This is a genomic window from Tardiphaga sp. (assembly GCF_044340795.1).
Classification (GTDB): Bacteria; Pseudomonadota; Alphaproteobacteria; order Rhizobiales; family Xanthobacteraceae; genus Tardiphaga.
In genome coordinates, this window is record NZ_JBIISY010000074.1 from 1 (window position 1) to 12,015 (window position 12,015).

Below are 12,015 nucleotides of genomic sequence, written 5' to 3' on the forward strand. Positions count from 1 at the left end.
ACCTTCCGTCGTAACTTCTGTGATGATGAACCATGGGTCGTGGAGGATGCGATTCCGACGGTCCTGCGCGCCCCTCAGCTTTTGTGTCAGAGTCTTGATCTGCTTCAGCGCGTCCTCGTTGACGGGCTTCCGCGCCAGGCACAAAGCGTGGATTGTTGTTATCTTCCCAAACGACCCCATAATCTGGCCAGTGAGGCATGGGCCCACAAAATATTCGAGCTTGGCTACCTCCCAGATAATCCTATCGAGCCTGTGTTCGACTTCTGCCCAGATCGCCGCTATCCGGCCGATCAGTGAGTGGACGGGGTGTTGTTCGGGAACCTCCGTCATGCGCCTAATTTTGAGCGATGTCCCCGTCGTCTGGACGACGCCAGCTTCTGCGACTAGCTGATAGTTCTCATCTGTCATCAGATCCCCCAAGCCTTCCAAGCCAAAGCCGCCACCAGGATCACACCCATGCAGATCAGGGTCTGTCGGGCGCGGCGGTTCATAGCCCGAGCGCTTCCCAGTTGCGTATCCAGATCGCCGAATGATTTGCCCACTCACGATCGGTGAGCGGGCGACCCATGATCATCTCCGCGGATTCGCGGGCGTTCGCTGGGGCAAATTCGAGCGTGGCCTTGATGTTCTGTTGGCACAGCAGGTCGACGTCGCTCGGTGGCGCAGGTCTGTGCAATATCCTGCGCAGAAAGTTCATCGAGGCCTCATCCCGATCACCTTCGCGGCCCACTCGACCTCTGCGTTCTTGATATCCGGCTCGTCTGAGTTCGATTGCAGCGTGAAGCTGCCGTCGCGCTCCCGCTTGATGGTCTTCAGCAGAATGCGATCGTCCGCCAGACCGACCACACACGGTTGGCCGTACAAGTCTTCAGTGACAGGGGAACGCACGTCGTCATAGAACACCAGCCAGCCGTCCATGCGCGGGCCCCAGCTTTTGCCCTTGATCTGCACAGCTATCGTTTGATCAGAAGACCCCGCCGGCGGCTCCACGACCTCGAAGCTTTCGTCCGCGAGCTTGTAAAAGTGAGCCTCAGAGCCGGCGCCCACATAGCCTTTGATTCTGACGGTTCTGGTGGAGTTTGGCTTATCTAAGCTCGCTGCAACGTCTTCTGATCGGAGATCGAGATCGGGCTCTTCCGGGCCAATGCCCTCAGCCAGCCAGACCATCGTTGTCTTCAGGACAGGTGCGAGCTGCGCCAACGTGGCGGCATTCACCCCTTTCGTCTTGATCCGGCCATCTGCACCTCGCTGCAGGTTGAAGATGGCGCTCGCGCTCAAGCCGGCGTCCTTCGAGGCTTTCGAGGGGTTCGATCCTACCTCGGCGAGGCGGTGTTCGATGCGGGCGACGATTTTCTGCAATGAATCCATAGCAGTAATCTGACTGCTACCGGTCGGCATTGCGAACAGTAAGATTACTATTGACAAGTGCGGTAATTTTACTGACTGTGCGAGCCATGAGCAGCATCGACGATCTCCTGGCCGTGGCCAAAGCATATACAAAAGCGGAGGGAATTCCCCTCTCAACCGCTAGCTGGCGCGCGCTCGGCGACACAAAAAAGCTCGGCGATATCGAGGCGGGCAGGGACATTCAGGTCCGTCGGCTCGAAAAGACGATGCGCTGGTTTTCCGGAAATTGGCCGGCCACAGCCGTTTGGCCTTCGGATATCCGTCGCCCGAGTCCCTCGCCCGAACAGGCTGGTGCCGCATGATCAATGCTTCACCAGCTTCGGCTCTGACTTGCCGAGTGCCGCCAGCACCGTCTGCAGCGGCCACGACTGACCTTCCGACCCCTTTTTATCCCAAGCCGCTGCGCGTCGTTGCAGCGAGCTCACGAGATTGGCGCGATTGATGACGCCTTCCTCGATCAGGAATTCCGCGATCGAGGCAAGCGTGAGGGTGAGCCCCACGTTGATTTCCATCATCGCCTCTGTGGCGTCGTCGAACTGACTTTTCACGTTCTCGTACCTCTGGTGTAACTCATGGCAGCGTCGAACATCACTCGCAGCAAGGCAAATCCGGCTCCGGAAAGGGCTTTCCAAGATACGGAAGCATCCTTGCCGTCGAATTCTCTGCTCATGCGCGTGGCGCGTAGCTTGTGGCCGCTGAAAACTGATCTTGCTCTGGCGGAGCGGACCGGCGCGTCCGACCGCATGTGCCGTTACTGGCTGGCCAGCAAATACAGCCTGTCCGCCGATGATATCTGCGCGCTGCTTCGGTCGGATGATGGCTTGCAGTTTCTGGAAGCCATCATGGGCGACGCCAAGCCGGTCTGGTGGCAGCGCATGAAGGCATCTGCGAACCGCGCAGCGCTTCGCCGCGCGCAGAAGCAACTCCAAAAGCAGATCGATCAGATGGAATTGGAGCTCGAGGGTTGATGCTCCGTGATGCCGCTGCATGGTTTTCATTCAAGTGCGCTGTCGTCTGGAAAGCGGCGGCAAAGGCTTGTCTCTGGATGTCGCGCCTCTCGCGCGATCTCGAAGAATGGTTCGCCACCAGCATGACCTGGCGGGAGATCCGGGAAAACAACGAGGTCGAAGATGAGCCGGTTTAAGACCGCCAAACAGCGCCGCAACCGCAAACGCAACAAGGCCAACAAGGAGCGGAAGGCCCGCAAGGCCGCCGCAGAGCAGGGGAAGAAAGAATGACCGCCGCTATCGGACACAACTCAGCTGCCTCCGTCCTTGATGACCAGGCCACGCACGCCTTCGCCAAAGATCAGCTGAAGGCGATCGTGGAGCGCATCGAGCGCCTGGAGGAAGAGAAGAAGACGATCTCGGACGACATCAAGGATGTATACGGCGAGGCAAAGGGCAACGGCTACGATACCAAGGCCCTGCGCACCATCATTCGCTTACGAAAGCAGGATGCGAACGAGCGCGCCGAGCAGGAAACGATCCTCGAATCGTATCTGCAGGCGCTCGGGATGCTCTGATGCGTTGGTCCGAACAGCAGCTCGCCGATCATTTGACGCGAAAGGGCGCTCCTGGCGCCGCGAACGCGGCTGACACTAGCCGTCCGCCCTTCGCCATGCCCGTCAACGAGGCCGGGCGCTACGCGCTGGGCCGGTTGCCGAAGGGCCAGATGAACAAGACCGAGCAGGCTTATGCGGACCATCTGGAATTGCAGCGCCGTGGCGGCGAAGTCGAATGGTTCAAATTTGAGGCGCTGAAGCTTCGCCTCGCCGATGCGACGTTCTACACGCCGGACTTCTTCGTGCTGACGAGTGCCGGCTACCTCGAATGCCACGAAGTCAAAGGATTCTGGGAAGACGACGCGCGCGTGAAGATCAAGGTCGCCGCCTCGCTCTACCCGTTCAAGTTCAAGGCCATCAAGAAGAGCACATGCGGCTGGGAAGCTGAGGAATTTTAATGTTCGACAATCTTACGCCTCTGTCCGCGGACGTGATCGTTATCGATCCGCCATGGCCGTTTGAGCTCTATTCTCAGACCGGCGAGACGAAGTCCGCGGCTGCCCAATATCAGACTATGTCATTCGACGATATCGCGCGCCTTCCTGTTTCGCAGCTCGCCCGCGGCGATTGCTTGGTACTGATGTGGGCCACGGAAGCGATCCGCCCGCAAGCGCATGCGGTCATGCGAGCTTGGGGTGTCACCTACAAAACTGCCTTCGTATGGCGAAAGGTCACCAAGCGAGGGTTGGTTCGCATGGGGACCGGCTATCGCGTGCGCTCGATGCATGAGCCAGTTCTGCTCGGCACGATCGGCAATCCGGCTCACGCTGCCTTTCCATCAGTATTTGACGGCGTTGCGCGCGAGCATTCCCGCAAGCCGGATGAGTTCTATGAGCTCGTTCGAGGAAAGACAAAGAATGCCGTCAATCGCCTCGACCTCTTTTCACGTGAAACTCGTTCCGGATTCATCGGATGGGGTAACGAGGCGACAAAGTTCGATGATGAGGTTGCTGCATGAGCCAAGCATTCATCGACGCCGTTATGCAGCACTGGCGCGCCGGCAAGAACACTTGGTCGATCTCGGTCATCATGGTGAGGCCTGAGCACGTCGTCGCCAAGGCATTGCGCATCGGTCGGGATGCCGAACGGAGAACGCGGGTTACCCACGCGGCCAGCGATGGAGCCTGTCTGCCGGTATGAGCGCGACACGGGAAATCATTGCGGCGTTGGTTGCCGGCGGTATGGACGCCGTGGATGCGGCTACGCTTGTGGCGACCGCTGCTGTGGAAATGGCGGCGCGGCCGGCTGCGAAGGTCAGCGCAGGTGCCGCCCGCATGTCCAACTATCGCGACCGTCGCGAAGCCCTTGGGATGCCACGCGTGTTCCAGTCTTCCATCTTTCGGCCTCAGCTTGAACAGCGCGACGGCAAGCAGTGCATTTATTGTCGATCTCCCGATGCGGCAGTCATCGACCATATTCATCCGATCTTCTTGGGTGGTGACGACGATCTGGGGAATCTTGGACTGGCGTGCCGGGAATGCAATGGACGCAAGGCCGGAAAGCCGTTGGCAGATGCCGGTATGTCCATTGTCGTCGAAACTGCCGCGCGCGCACACGAAAGCTATCAACCGCGCACACTGTGCGCCCCAGGCCTGGACGTGAACAGTTCACCCGAACTGCGCACACAGGCGCACACAAGCGCACATGTGCGCCAACCAGAAAAAGCGCCTCTCTCTAATAATAAAAATACTGAAGAAAGTAAGCTCAAGAGAGAGAGGCACCGCGGCGCTCGTCTGCCTGACGACTGGAGGCCGACGGCGATCGATTGGGCTTTGGCGATCGAGCTCCTCGGCGAGCCAGACGCCAACACCGAACTTCTCAAATTCAAAGATCACTGGAAGCAGCAACCCGGCTCGAAGGGCGTGAAGCTCGATTGGGCCGCCGCATGGCGCAATTGGACGCGCCGCGCGTACGAATACCGAGGGAACAGGAATGGCCAACGAAATCACGGTGCGCCGCGTCGATCTGCAAGCTCTGACTTCTTCGCCGGAATGCGTAGCTTGGCGGAGGATCTCATTGGGGACGGTGAACCACCCAGGAATGACGAGCCGGAGATACCTCTCGGGCGGTTTAACATTGACGCTGACTGAGCGCGCGCAGATCTCGGCGAAAGTCGACGAGCTTCGGAGGGTCAGCGAAGCCGACGATGGCACCGAGAACCGCCGGGCGCGGCTCGGAATCGTCGCCAACATGCTGCTTGCATATCCGATGGCTGGCGCATCTGAGGAAGCCGGCAAGGCCCGAGCAGGGGCCTATCTTGCCGCGCTTGACGACATTCCCGCCTGGGCGATCGCGGAAGCCGTTCGCCGCTGGCATCGGGGTGAGTGTGGCGCCGAACGGAATTATCGGTTCGCCCCGGCGCCTGCTGAGCTCCGACAGGTGGCAAGCGATCTGCTGCGTCCGGCCAGGGACACGGTTGCGCACCTCGAGCGCGTTCTCGCTGCGCTCACCCTCGAGCAGGCAATGGATCCGAGCTACCAGGCGCCTGGTAAGCCCGGAGTCAACGTGCCGAAGCTGAGGAGCGTGTGATGGAGGTTTCGCAAGCCGAATACCTCTACATCACTGAGGGCTTCAAGAAGCTCATCCCTGAGTTTGTCGAGAAGCATCAGGTCGGCGCGCCGCCGCACGATGCGAAGCGCGCACAAGCGATCATCGAGCAGAACGACGCGGAGATCCTGAGAGAATACGCAATGGCCGGGCTGAAGCCGGTCATCACCGGGTTCAACCGCCCGATGTCGCTGTATCTCGCACGGATGATGCGTCTGCCGATCGAGCCTATCGAGGCGGAAGAGGCTGCCTAAGCACAGCAGGAGGGGCTAACATGGGGTGGTATATCGCGATCATCAGTGCCAATTGGCAGCGCCGGGCCGAGAGCGAGCTCGCGTCACTCGGCTATGAGACTTTCTGGCCGAAGACCAGGCGCTGGGTGTCCCACGCTCGAACCAAAACGGCGAAGGAATATCCGATCCTCGGCCGCTACCTGTTCGTGAGCATCACCGATCGCAACTTCTGGGCCGTGACCTCCGTTCGTGGGATCGACTGCCTGCTGACCGATGAGGATGGCGCGCCTGCCGAGATCGCCTATGAGGAAGTCTGGCGGCTCAAGCAGCGCTATCTGGCCGGGGAGTGGGACTATGTCCGCACGGACTGCCGGCGCCCGGTGTTCGGCATGAACGAGCGCAACGAGCAGATCATCGTTGGCTGGGAAGACAACAAGCCAATGCCGATCGGCGCGCGGGTGGCGATCATGACCGGTGAATTCGAGGACATGCTCGCCACGATTACCGGAAGGAAAGGCAAGAGGCTGGATTTCAAGGTTCTCGACGCCAACACCTACGGCCGGATCAACGAGACCTTCGTGAGGGCCGCGTGATGGATTCGGAAACCCTTGAACAGGCTGCCCGCATTCTCGAAGCGCACCCGACAAACGACATGTATCGCAAGGCATTTCGGGCCGGTGCAAAACTCCTACGGTCGATGAAAAAGTTACCCGACAACCCCGACCAAATCACTTCTAGTGAGGGTAGCTCGGGCGCACCCAGCGGGCGGCTTGTGTCTTCCGGAACGGAAAACCCCGACCAGAAGTTTTGATAGCAGCATAATAGATGCGCTGAAAACCCCTACCGAGGATCAGATCATGTCCAAGGCTCCTGCGAAGAAGACCACGACCGAAACGAAGTCCAGCGTGATCAAGGGTGACGCCAGCCTGGCCGAATTCGCGCCGGGTCGCTGGGCCGTTATCCTCAAGGACGAGGTGATCGACATCAAGCAGATGGCGCCGGGCTCCAAGCCCAAGCTGTTTGGCCTCGAAGACAGCGAACACGCCAGCGACTATTCCATCGAGCAGGTGCCCGAGACCGTCATCATCGGCATGGTCCGTGGCGGCAAGTTCGAGAGCGCCGACGGCTTCGGCTGGAAGTCGGCCGAGGACAAGGCCGCTCGTGGATCGCCGATCGGCTCCGGTGCCGTCAGTCTCGCAGACGTCGGCGCATCGTAATCTGGGGCGCTTCCTCCCGCGGCGCATACCGGCACGGCGGGCAACATGGCTGGGATCGTAGCTCAGAACTGCGCGCTGCCCCACATGGCTTTCATAGGCGCGTAATCTCGGCAAGCCGGACGAATTTGTGATGCCAGTACTTGAGAACCCTCGCCATGAACGCTTTGTTCAAGCCCTTGCGGCGGGGAAATCAGCGACTGACGCCTATGTGCTCGCCGGGTATAGCGACAACCGCCACAATGCGGCTGCGCTCGCTCGGGAAGAACACATTTCAACACGGCTTCAGGAGCTTCTGGCCAAGGCCGCGGAGCGCGCTGAGATCACCGCAGAGATGGTTCTGCGGGAGCTCGCCAAGATCGGCTTCGCCAATATGGCGGACTATATGCGCGCCGGCCCCGAGGGCGACCCGTACCTGGATTTCAGTTCTCTGACACGGGACCAAGCGGCAGCGCTCCAGGAGGTCACGGTCGAGGATTTCAAGGATGGGCGGGGCGAGGAAGCCCGGGACGTCCGGCGCGTGAAGTTTAAGCTTTCCGACAAGCGCGCGGCGCTGGTGGATATCGGGAAGCATCTTGGCATGTTCATCGATCGTTCCGAGGTCGGCAAGCCCGGCGAGTTCGAGGCCCTTACAGTCGAGCAGAAGCGTGAGCGTGTCATTGGGATCGCAAAACAGTTGGGCCTCGATCGCATCGGGCCTACCGCCGGATCAGCTTGACGAGATTCTGAGACAGCTCGAAGAGCTTCAATATACGCGGCTGGCGCTCTATCAGCCGTACGAGAAGCAGAAAGCGTTTCATGCTGCGGGAGTGAGCTTCCGCGAGCGCTTGCTAAGGGCGGGAAATCAGAACGGCAAGACCTTCTGTGGCGGTTGTGAAGGCGCTTATCATCTGACGGGGGATTACCCGTCCTGGTGGACGGGTCGACGCTTTGACGTCCCGATCATGATGTGGGCGGCTGGCGTGACCGGTGAGACCACTCGCGACAACGTCCAGCGCGTTCTTCTTGGTCCGTTGGGGGAGCTTGGCGCCGGGTCTGTCCCAAAGGATAGGATCGTCGATACTGCGCCAGCGCGTGGCATTGCCGATCTTTTGGACTACGCAAAAATCCGCCATGTGTCTGGTGGCCTATCGACCCTTCGCTTTAAGTATTACGAGCAGGGCCGGCAGAAGTGGCAAGGGCCTCCGGTTCATGTCGTATGGTACGACGAAGAGCCCCCGGCTGATATCTATGACGAAGGGCTAGCGCGAACCATCGCGACCCACGGCATGGCCTACATGACATTCACGCCCTTGCTGGGCATGTCTGACGTCGTGAGGCGCTTCTTGACCGAGAATAGCCCAGACCGCCACGATACGAATATGACTATTGATGATGCGTTGCATATCCCCGCGGAGGAGCGGGCGCGCATCATCGCCAGCTTCCCGGCGCACGAGCGCGAGGCTCGCTCGAAAGGAACCCCGGTTCTCGGGTCGGGCCGCATCTTCCCGGTGGAGGAGAGCCTGATCACCATCGATCCCTTCCAGCTTCCGCCGTACTGGCCGCAGCTCGGGGCGATGGACTTCGGTTGGGATCACCCGTTTGCTGCCGTCAAAGGCGCATTCGATCCGGACACGGACACGATCTACATCACGAATGCTTATCGTGCGCGGCAGGAGACGCCGATCATGCACGCTGCGGCGCTCAAGCCGTGGGGCAAATGGATTCCGTGGGCATGGCCGCATGACGGCCTGCAGCACGACAAGGGCTCAGGCGACCAGCTTGCGAAGCAATACGAGGACCACGGGCTCAACATGATGGGCCAGCGGGCGACATTCTCGGATGGCTCGAACGGCGTCGAGGCCGGGTTGATGGAAATGCTGGACCGGATGCAGACCGGCCGGATCAAGGTGTTTCGACACCTGAATGAGTGGTTCGAGGAATTCCGCCTGTATCACCGCAAAGAGGGCAAGGTGGTGAAGGAGGCGGACGATCTCATGGCCGCGACGCGTTACCTGGTGATGATGATCCGCAATGCGCTGCTGCCGCCAGAGCTTCGCGCTGAGAACCGGCGCAAGCGTGAGCGTCAGCAAGCGGGCGATCCGCTGGCGGGGTTCTGATGAACGAAAAGCTGCGCTGCCGCGTCTGTGGAACGGATTATTCCTACACCGACGCGAAGTTTATCCACTGCGATGTGTGCGAAGACGACGTCAGCACCATCGATATGAAGGTCATTCTGCCCGAGGCGCGGACCAATGAGCAGGCTGATCCGCTCGAGGGTATGTGAGGTCAAGGCCGCCAACCTGCGCGATCTGAGCTATGTGGCTGCGCACATGCGCGCCGCGGACCGCGCGGAGGTGGAATGCCAGATGGACGAATGGTCGGCGACCGTCGTCGCGGCGGTGTCGCTGCGGGATTTCGCCTTCACCGTCGATCTGAATGGAAACCCTGAAGCGGCGTTCGGCGCCGGACAGGTTCGACAAGGCTACTGGCTGGCATGGTCATGGGGCACGCATCGCCTCATGCGCTGCCTGCCGACAATGATCCAGTTCATCACTGAGCAGCTTCAGCCAGCCGTCTACGCGGCCGGCGCGCTTCGGGTCGAGGCGAGGGCGCTAAAGTCACACACGCAAGCGTGCGCCTTCCTGCGCCGCATTGGCGGCCATCATCGCTGCGACCTGCCGGCATACGGCAAGGGCGGCGAGGACTTCGTTTTATTCGATTGGACACGAGAGACATGGCAAACCAACCGCTCGGCGCAAGTGTAGTGTTCGAAAGCAAGCCCAAGGCTCTTTTCGAATTCACCATCAGGAAGGGTAGCCTAACGGGGTGGTGCGTTTACACGCCTGGCCCCGCACAGTTTGGACCAACGGCCATGGGTGACGATGCCTTCTTTTCCACAGAGAAGGAAATGCTCGAATGGCTTGCCAAGAAATTGGGTGGCGATGCTGGAGCATCTTCCTGATGTGCCTGTTCTCAGCGCCCCAGATTCCCAAGCCAGCGCCAGCGCCGCGCGTGCCCCAGCCTGACAGCTTCCAGGCTCAGGAGGCCAGCGACGAGGCACGCCGCATCGCAGCCGCATCCAACGGCTCCTCCGCCAACATCGTGAGCGACCTGAATTCGAGCGACGTGCAGAGCAATCGCCCTGTGCTGAACCCGACCAAGGCCGTGTATCTGGGGCAGTGATGGAAGACGCGCGCGACATCATCGCACGTCAGAGCCGACTGGAGCAGACCCGCCGGGACTATGAGCCGGTGTGGCGCGACGTGGCCGAGTATTGCGCACCTGATGCGCCGGAGATCCTGCGCAGTGGTTTTGCGCTGTCCCGGCATGACAACCAGGCAGCCCGCACCGATCGCCGCACGCGCCGCGTCTATGATGCGACCGTCCGTCAGGGCCAGCGCCGGCTTTCGGCCGGCCTTGAGAGCCTGATCACGCCGCAGAACGAGAAATGGCATGGCCTGACCACGGCTGCCATGGATGACGAGGAAACGGACGAGGAACGGGAGTGGGCTGAGAAGGTCCGCGATTTCCTGTTCTCGATCCGCTATTCGCCGGGCTCCGGCTATGTGCCGGCGATGCAGTCCTGTTATGCGAACATCGTTCGCTTCGGCCCCGCCTATCTCTATGCCGAGGAAGACTTTAGCGGCCGGTATATCCGCTATCGCTCGTTGCCGGTTGGCGAGGTGTGGATCGCCCGCAATCGCTGGGGTGAGGTCGACACGCTGCACCGCAAGTACAAGCGCAGCGCGCGTGTGTGCTACCAGCTGTTTGGCGAAAAACTGCCCGCCAAGATCATCGAGATGGCGAAGAAGCCATCGCAGATGGACGAGCAAGTCGAGTTGATCCAGTCGATCAGCCCGAACCACGACCGCAAAACATTCCGGCTTGGCACTGACACCATCTTCCTCGATGGTCCGTATCGGTCGGCGCATGTCGTGGTTGACGGCGAGAAGATCGTCAAGGAGAAGGATTTCCAGTCGTTCCCGGTTGCCTGCTTCAATTGGGGGCGGGACGACGGTGACGACTACGGCACCAGCCCGATCATCGAGCTGCTGACCGAGGTCCGTGAGATCAATGCGGTGCGCAAGGGCACGCTGCGCGCCCTGCAGGGCATCACCGATCCTGCGCTGGCCTTGGGCAACAAGGTCGACTGGCTGCCGCCGCTGGATCCGGGCTCGCGTCATCCCGGCCTGATCAACGATCGGGGCGAGCTGATGGCGCAGCCGATCGTCACCGGCGCCCGGCCTGACTACGCGTTCCAGTATATCGAGCAAAGCCGGCAGACGATTCAGGAAGGCCTGTACGTCAACCTGTTCCAGACGCTGGTGTCGAAGCCGAGCAACCAGACTGCGACCGAAGCTTTGATCCGGCAGGAGGAGAAGGGCGCACTGCTTGGCCCGGCCGGCTCGTCGATCCAGGGCGGGTTGGCGATGCAGACGGATCGCGAGTTGTCGATCCTCGAAGTAAAGGGCCTCTACGAGCCCGACAGCCGCTTCGCGCCGCCGGCATCGCTCTCAGGCAAGAGCATCCGCGTGAACTTCACGTCGCCGCTGGACATCCTGCGCAAGGCTGCCGAGGCGAAGGCTGTGGTTGAGGTCTGGGCGTTCGCTGGTCAGCTGGCTCAGGCCAAGCCGGAAGTGCTGGACAACATGGACGCAGACGAAAGCCTGCGCGTGTTTGCCGAAGCCGGCCGCTCGCCGGCGCGCATTCTCAAGCGAAAGGAAGAGGTTGAAGAGGATCGCGCAGCAAAGGCCAAGGCCGCGACTGCTCAGCAGGGCATGGCTGCCATGGCGGGCGCCGCTCAGATCGCCAAAGACGCTGTGCCGGCAATGGCGCAGGCCGCTGATGCCGGGCTGATCCCGAACCTTGGAGCGGCGGCGCAGTAATGTCAGAGGTAGTCACGCTCTACGAGACGAACTTCCGAGACGTCGTTTCTGCTTTGCGGAAGATCGCTGATGAGATTGAACGCGGCGATTTTGGACATGTTGGATGCGCTTCTGTGGTTGTCCTCGGCGACCGCATGGAGGTCTTTGGAATGGGGCCGGATAGTGAGGGCCCATCCGTCGGC

General features: G+C 60.7%; 23 protein-coding genes. 19 read left to right on the top strand and 4 right to left on the bottom strand.

All coding sequences use genetic code 11. From position 1 onward, the window contains the following. From ACIQ17_RS14065 to ACIQ17_RS14075, 3 genes are all read right to left on the bottom strand, one after another. Positions 1–408, bottom strand: a 408-nt coding sequence (locus ACIQ17_RS14065) for a hypothetical protein (RefSeq protein ID WP_398469598.1), incomplete at its 3' end; no start/stop codon positions are given. Between the two features lie 79 nt (positions 409–487). Beyond that, the gene (locus ACIQ17_RS14070) at positions 488–697 is read right to left on the bottom strand and encodes a hypothetical protein (protein WP_398469600.1); all 210 of its coding nucleotides are present in this window, start codon (positions 695–697) and stop codon (positions 488–490) included. Beyond that, the gene (locus tag ACIQ17_RS14075; protein WP_398469602.1) at positions 694–1,368 is read right to left on the bottom strand and encodes a phage repressor protein; all 675 of its coding nucleotides are present in this window, start codon (positions 1,366–1,368) and stop codon (positions 694–696) included. The genes ACIQ17_RS14070 and ACIQ17_RS14075 overlap by 4 nt, the downstream gene beginning before the upstream one ends. Before the next feature lie 86 nt (positions 1,369–1,454). Between ACIQ17_RS14075 and ACIQ17_RS14080 the strand changes: the two genes are divergently transcribed. Then, entirely contained in the window at positions 1,455–1,709 is a 255-nt protein-coding gene (locus ACIQ17_RS14080) for a hypothetical protein (protein WP_398469604.1), read from the top strand. Here ACIQ17_RS14080 and ACIQ17_RS14085 read toward each other — a convergent pair whose 3' ends face one another. After that, positions 1,710–1,955, bottom strand: coding sequence for a hypothetical protein (locus tag ACIQ17_RS14085; protein ID WP_398469606.1), 246 nt, complete (start codon positions 1,953–1,955; stop codon positions 1,710–1,712). Between the two features lie 24 nt (positions 1,956–1,979). Between ACIQ17_RS14085 and ACIQ17_RS14090 the strand changes: the two genes are divergently transcribed. The 18 genes from ACIQ17_RS14090 to ACIQ17_RS14175 all read left to right on the top strand — a co-directional run bounded on the left by ACIQ17_RS14090 (position 1,980) and on the right by ACIQ17_RS14175 (position 11,833). Further along, positions 1,980–2,375, top strand: coding sequence for a hypothetical protein (locus ACIQ17_RS14090; protein WP_398469608.1), 396 nt, complete (start codon positions 1,980–1,982; stop codon positions 2,373–2,375). Then, entirely contained in the window at positions 2,375–2,551 is a 177-nt protein-coding gene (locus ACIQ17_RS14095) for a hypothetical protein (RefSeq protein WP_398469610.1), read from the top strand. Before ACIQ17_RS14090 ends, ACIQ17_RS14095 begins: the two co-directional genes overlap by 1 nt. A gap of 90 nt (positions 2,552–2,641) precedes the next feature. Further along, complete coding sequence (locus ACIQ17_RS14100; RefSeq protein WP_398469612.1) at positions 2,642–2,932, top strand: DUF2312 domain-containing protein; 291 nt, start codon at positions 2,642–2,644, stop codon at positions 2,930–2,932. Continuing rightward, positions 2,932–3,369, top strand: coding sequence for a DUF1064 domain-containing protein (locus tag ACIQ17_RS14105; protein WP_398469614.1), 438 nt, complete (start codon positions 2,932–2,934; stop codon positions 3,367–3,369). The genes ACIQ17_RS14100 and ACIQ17_RS14105 overlap by 1 nt, the downstream gene beginning before the upstream one ends. Further along, positions 3,369–3,929, top strand: coding sequence for an MT-A70 family methyltransferase (locus tag ACIQ17_RS14110; RefSeq protein WP_398469616.1), 561 nt, complete (start codon positions 3,369–3,371; stop codon positions 3,927–3,929). The genes ACIQ17_RS14105 and ACIQ17_RS14110 overlap by 1 nt, the downstream gene beginning before the upstream one ends. Next, positions 3,926–4,111, top strand: a complete 186-nt coding sequence (locus ACIQ17_RS14115; RefSeq protein WP_398469618.1) for a hypothetical protein — start codon at positions 3,926–3,928, stop codon at positions 4,109–4,111. Before ACIQ17_RS14110 ends, ACIQ17_RS14115 begins: the two co-directional genes overlap by 4 nt. Continuing rightward, complete coding sequence (locus ACIQ17_RS14120; RefSeq protein ID WP_398469620.1) at positions 4,108–5,061, top strand: HNH endonuclease; 954 nt, start codon at positions 4,108–4,110, stop codon at positions 5,059–5,061. Before ACIQ17_RS14115 ends, ACIQ17_RS14120 begins: the two co-directional genes overlap by 4 nt. Then, complete coding sequence (locus ACIQ17_RS14125) at positions 5,048–5,500, top strand: hypothetical protein (protein WP_398469622.1); 453 nt, start codon at positions 5,048–5,050, stop codon at positions 5,498–5,500. Before ACIQ17_RS14120 ends, ACIQ17_RS14125 begins: the two co-directional genes overlap by 14 nt. Beyond that, positions 5,500–5,772, top strand: a complete 273-nt coding sequence (locus ACIQ17_RS14130; protein ID WP_398469624.1) for a hypothetical protein — start codon at positions 5,500–5,502, stop codon at positions 5,770–5,772. Before ACIQ17_RS14125 ends, ACIQ17_RS14130 begins: the two co-directional genes overlap by 1 nt. A 20-nt stretch (positions 5,773–5,792) precedes the next feature. Continuing rightward, entirely contained in the window at positions 5,793–6,344 is a 552-nt protein-coding gene (locus ACIQ17_RS14135; RefSeq protein WP_398469626.1) for a transcription termination/antitermination NusG family protein, read from the top strand. Then, entirely contained in the window at positions 6,344–6,562 is a 219-nt protein-coding gene (locus tag ACIQ17_RS14140; protein ID WP_398469628.1) for a hypothetical protein, read from the top strand. The genes ACIQ17_RS14135 and ACIQ17_RS14140 overlap by 1 nt, the downstream gene beginning before the upstream one ends. A 46-nt stretch (positions 6,563–6,608) precedes the next feature. Next, positions 6,609–6,968 carry a hypothetical protein gene (locus ACIQ17_RS14145; protein WP_398469630.1) on the top strand — a complete coding sequence of 120 codons (360 nt, stop codon included), beginning with the start codon at positions 6,609–6,611 and terminating at the stop codon, positions 6,966–6,968. A gap of 130 nt (positions 6,969–7,098) precedes the next feature. After that, the gene (locus ACIQ17_RS14150; RefSeq protein ID WP_398469632.1) at positions 7,099–7,683 is read left to right on the top strand and encodes a terminase small subunit; all 585 of its coding nucleotides are present in this window, start codon (positions 7,099–7,101) and stop codon (positions 7,681–7,683) included. Continuing rightward, a complete protein-coding gene (locus ACIQ17_RS14155) occupies positions 7,613–9,064 on the top strand; it encodes a terminase large subunit domain-containing protein (RefSeq protein ID WP_398469634.1) in 1,452 nt (483 codons plus the stop codon). Before ACIQ17_RS14150 ends, ACIQ17_RS14155 begins: the two co-directional genes overlap by 71 nt. Further along, complete coding sequence (locus tag ACIQ17_RS14160) at positions 9,064–9,231, top strand: hypothetical protein (RefSeq protein WP_398469636.1); 168 nt, start codon at positions 9,064–9,066, stop codon at positions 9,229–9,231. Before ACIQ17_RS14155 ends, ACIQ17_RS14160 begins: the two co-directional genes overlap by 1 nt. Beyond that, on the top strand, positions 9,200–9,712 hold the full coding sequence (locus ACIQ17_RS14165; RefSeq protein ID WP_398469638.1) for a hypothetical protein: 513 nt from the start codon (positions 9,200–9,202) through the stop codon (positions 9,710–9,712). Before ACIQ17_RS14160 ends, ACIQ17_RS14165 begins: the two co-directional genes overlap by 32 nt. Before the next feature lie 196 nt (positions 9,713–9,908). Continuing rightward, entirely contained in the window at positions 9,909–10,130 is a 222-nt protein-coding gene (locus ACIQ17_RS14170; RefSeq protein ID WP_398469640.1) for a hypothetical protein, read from the top strand. Beyond that, positions 10,130–11,833 carry a portal protein gene (locus ACIQ17_RS14175; RefSeq protein WP_398469642.1) on the top strand — a complete coding sequence of 568 codons (1,704 nt, stop codon included), beginning with the start codon at positions 10,130–10,132 and terminating at the stop codon, positions 11,831–11,833. Before ACIQ17_RS14170 ends, ACIQ17_RS14175 begins: the two co-directional genes overlap by 1 nt. Positions 11,834–12,015 lie beyond the last annotated feature (182 nt).

What these genes read in the sequence shown, in the direction of transcription:
- ACIQ17_RS14080 (WP_398469604.1), top strand. Translation starts at nt 1,455, where the DNA reads ATGAGCAGCATCGACGATCTCCTGGCCGTGGCCAAAGCATATACAAAA.
- ACIQ17_RS14150 (WP_398469632.1), top strand. Translation starts at nt 7,099, where the DNA reads ATGCCAGTACTTGAGAACCCTCGCCATGAACGCTTTGTTCAAGCCCTT.
- ACIQ17_RS14160 (WP_398469636.1), top strand. Translation starts at nt 9,064, where the DNA reads ATGAACGAAAAGCTGCGCTGCCGCGTCTGTGGAACGGATTATTCCTAC.
- ACIQ17_RS14105 (WP_398469614.1), top strand. Translation starts at nt 2,932, where the DNA reads ATGCGTTGGTCCGAACAGCAGCTCGCCGATCATTTGACGCGAAAGGGC.
- ACIQ17_RS14130 (WP_398469624.1), top strand. Translation starts at nt 5,500, where the DNA reads ATGGAGGTTTCGCAAGCCGAATACCTCTACATCACTGAGGGCTTCAAG.
- ACIQ17_RS14100 (WP_398469612.1), top strand. Translation starts at nt 2,642, where the DNA reads ATGACCGCCGCTATCGGACACAACTCAGCTGCCTCCGTCCTTGATGAC.
- ACIQ17_RS14110 (WP_398469616.1), top strand. Translation starts at nt 3,369, where the DNA reads ATGTTCGACAATCTTACGCCTCTGTCCGCGGACGTGATCGTTATCGAT.
- ACIQ17_RS14075 (WP_398469602.1), bottom strand. Translation starts at nt 1,368, where the DNA reads ATGGATTCATTGCAGAAAATCGTCGCCCGCATCGAACACCGCCTCGCC.
- ACIQ17_RS14115 (WP_398469618.1), top strand. Translation starts at nt 3,926, where the DNA reads ATGAGCCAAGCATTCATCGACGCCGTTATGCAGCACTGGCGCGCCGGC.
- ACIQ17_RS14140 (WP_398469628.1), top strand. Translation starts at nt 6,344, where the DNA reads ATGGATTCGGAAACCCTTGAACAGGCTGCCCGCATTCTCGAAGCGCAC.
- ACIQ17_RS14095 (WP_398469610.1), top strand. Translation starts at nt 2,375, where the DNA reads ATGCTCCGTGATGCCGCTGCATGGTTTTCATTCAAGTGCGCTGTCGTC.
- ACIQ17_RS14070 (WP_398469600.1), bottom strand. Translation starts at nt 697, where the DNA reads ATGAACTTTCTGCGCAGGATATTGCACAGACCTGCGCCACCGAGCGAC.
- ACIQ17_RS14120 (WP_398469620.1), top strand. Translation starts at nt 4,108, where the DNA reads ATGAGCGCGACACGGGAAATCATTGCGGCGTTGGTTGCCGGCGGTATG.
- ACIQ17_RS14165 (WP_398469638.1), top strand. Translation starts at nt 9,200, where the DNA reads ATGAGCAGGCTGATCCGCTCGAGGGTATGTGAGGTCAAGGCCGCCAAC.
- ACIQ17_RS14135 (WP_398469626.1), top strand. Translation starts at nt 5,793, where the DNA reads ATGGGGTGGTATATCGCGATCATCAGTGCCAATTGGCAGCGCCGGGCC.
- ACIQ17_RS14170 (WP_398469640.1), top strand. Translation starts at nt 9,909, where the DNA reads ATGTGCCTGTTCTCAGCGCCCCAGATTCCCAAGCCAGCGCCAGCGCCG.
- ACIQ17_RS14090 (WP_398469608.1), top strand. Translation starts at nt 1,980, where the DNA reads ATGGCAGCGTCGAACATCACTCGCAGCAAGGCAAATCCGGCTCCGGAA.
- ACIQ17_RS14145 (WP_398469630.1), top strand. Translation starts at nt 6,609, where the DNA reads ATGTCCAAGGCTCCTGCGAAGAAGACCACGACCGAAACGAAGTCCAGC.
- ACIQ17_RS14175 (WP_398469642.1), top strand. Translation starts at nt 10,130, where the DNA reads ATGGAAGACGCGCGCGACATCATCGCACGTCAGAGCCGACTGGAGCAG.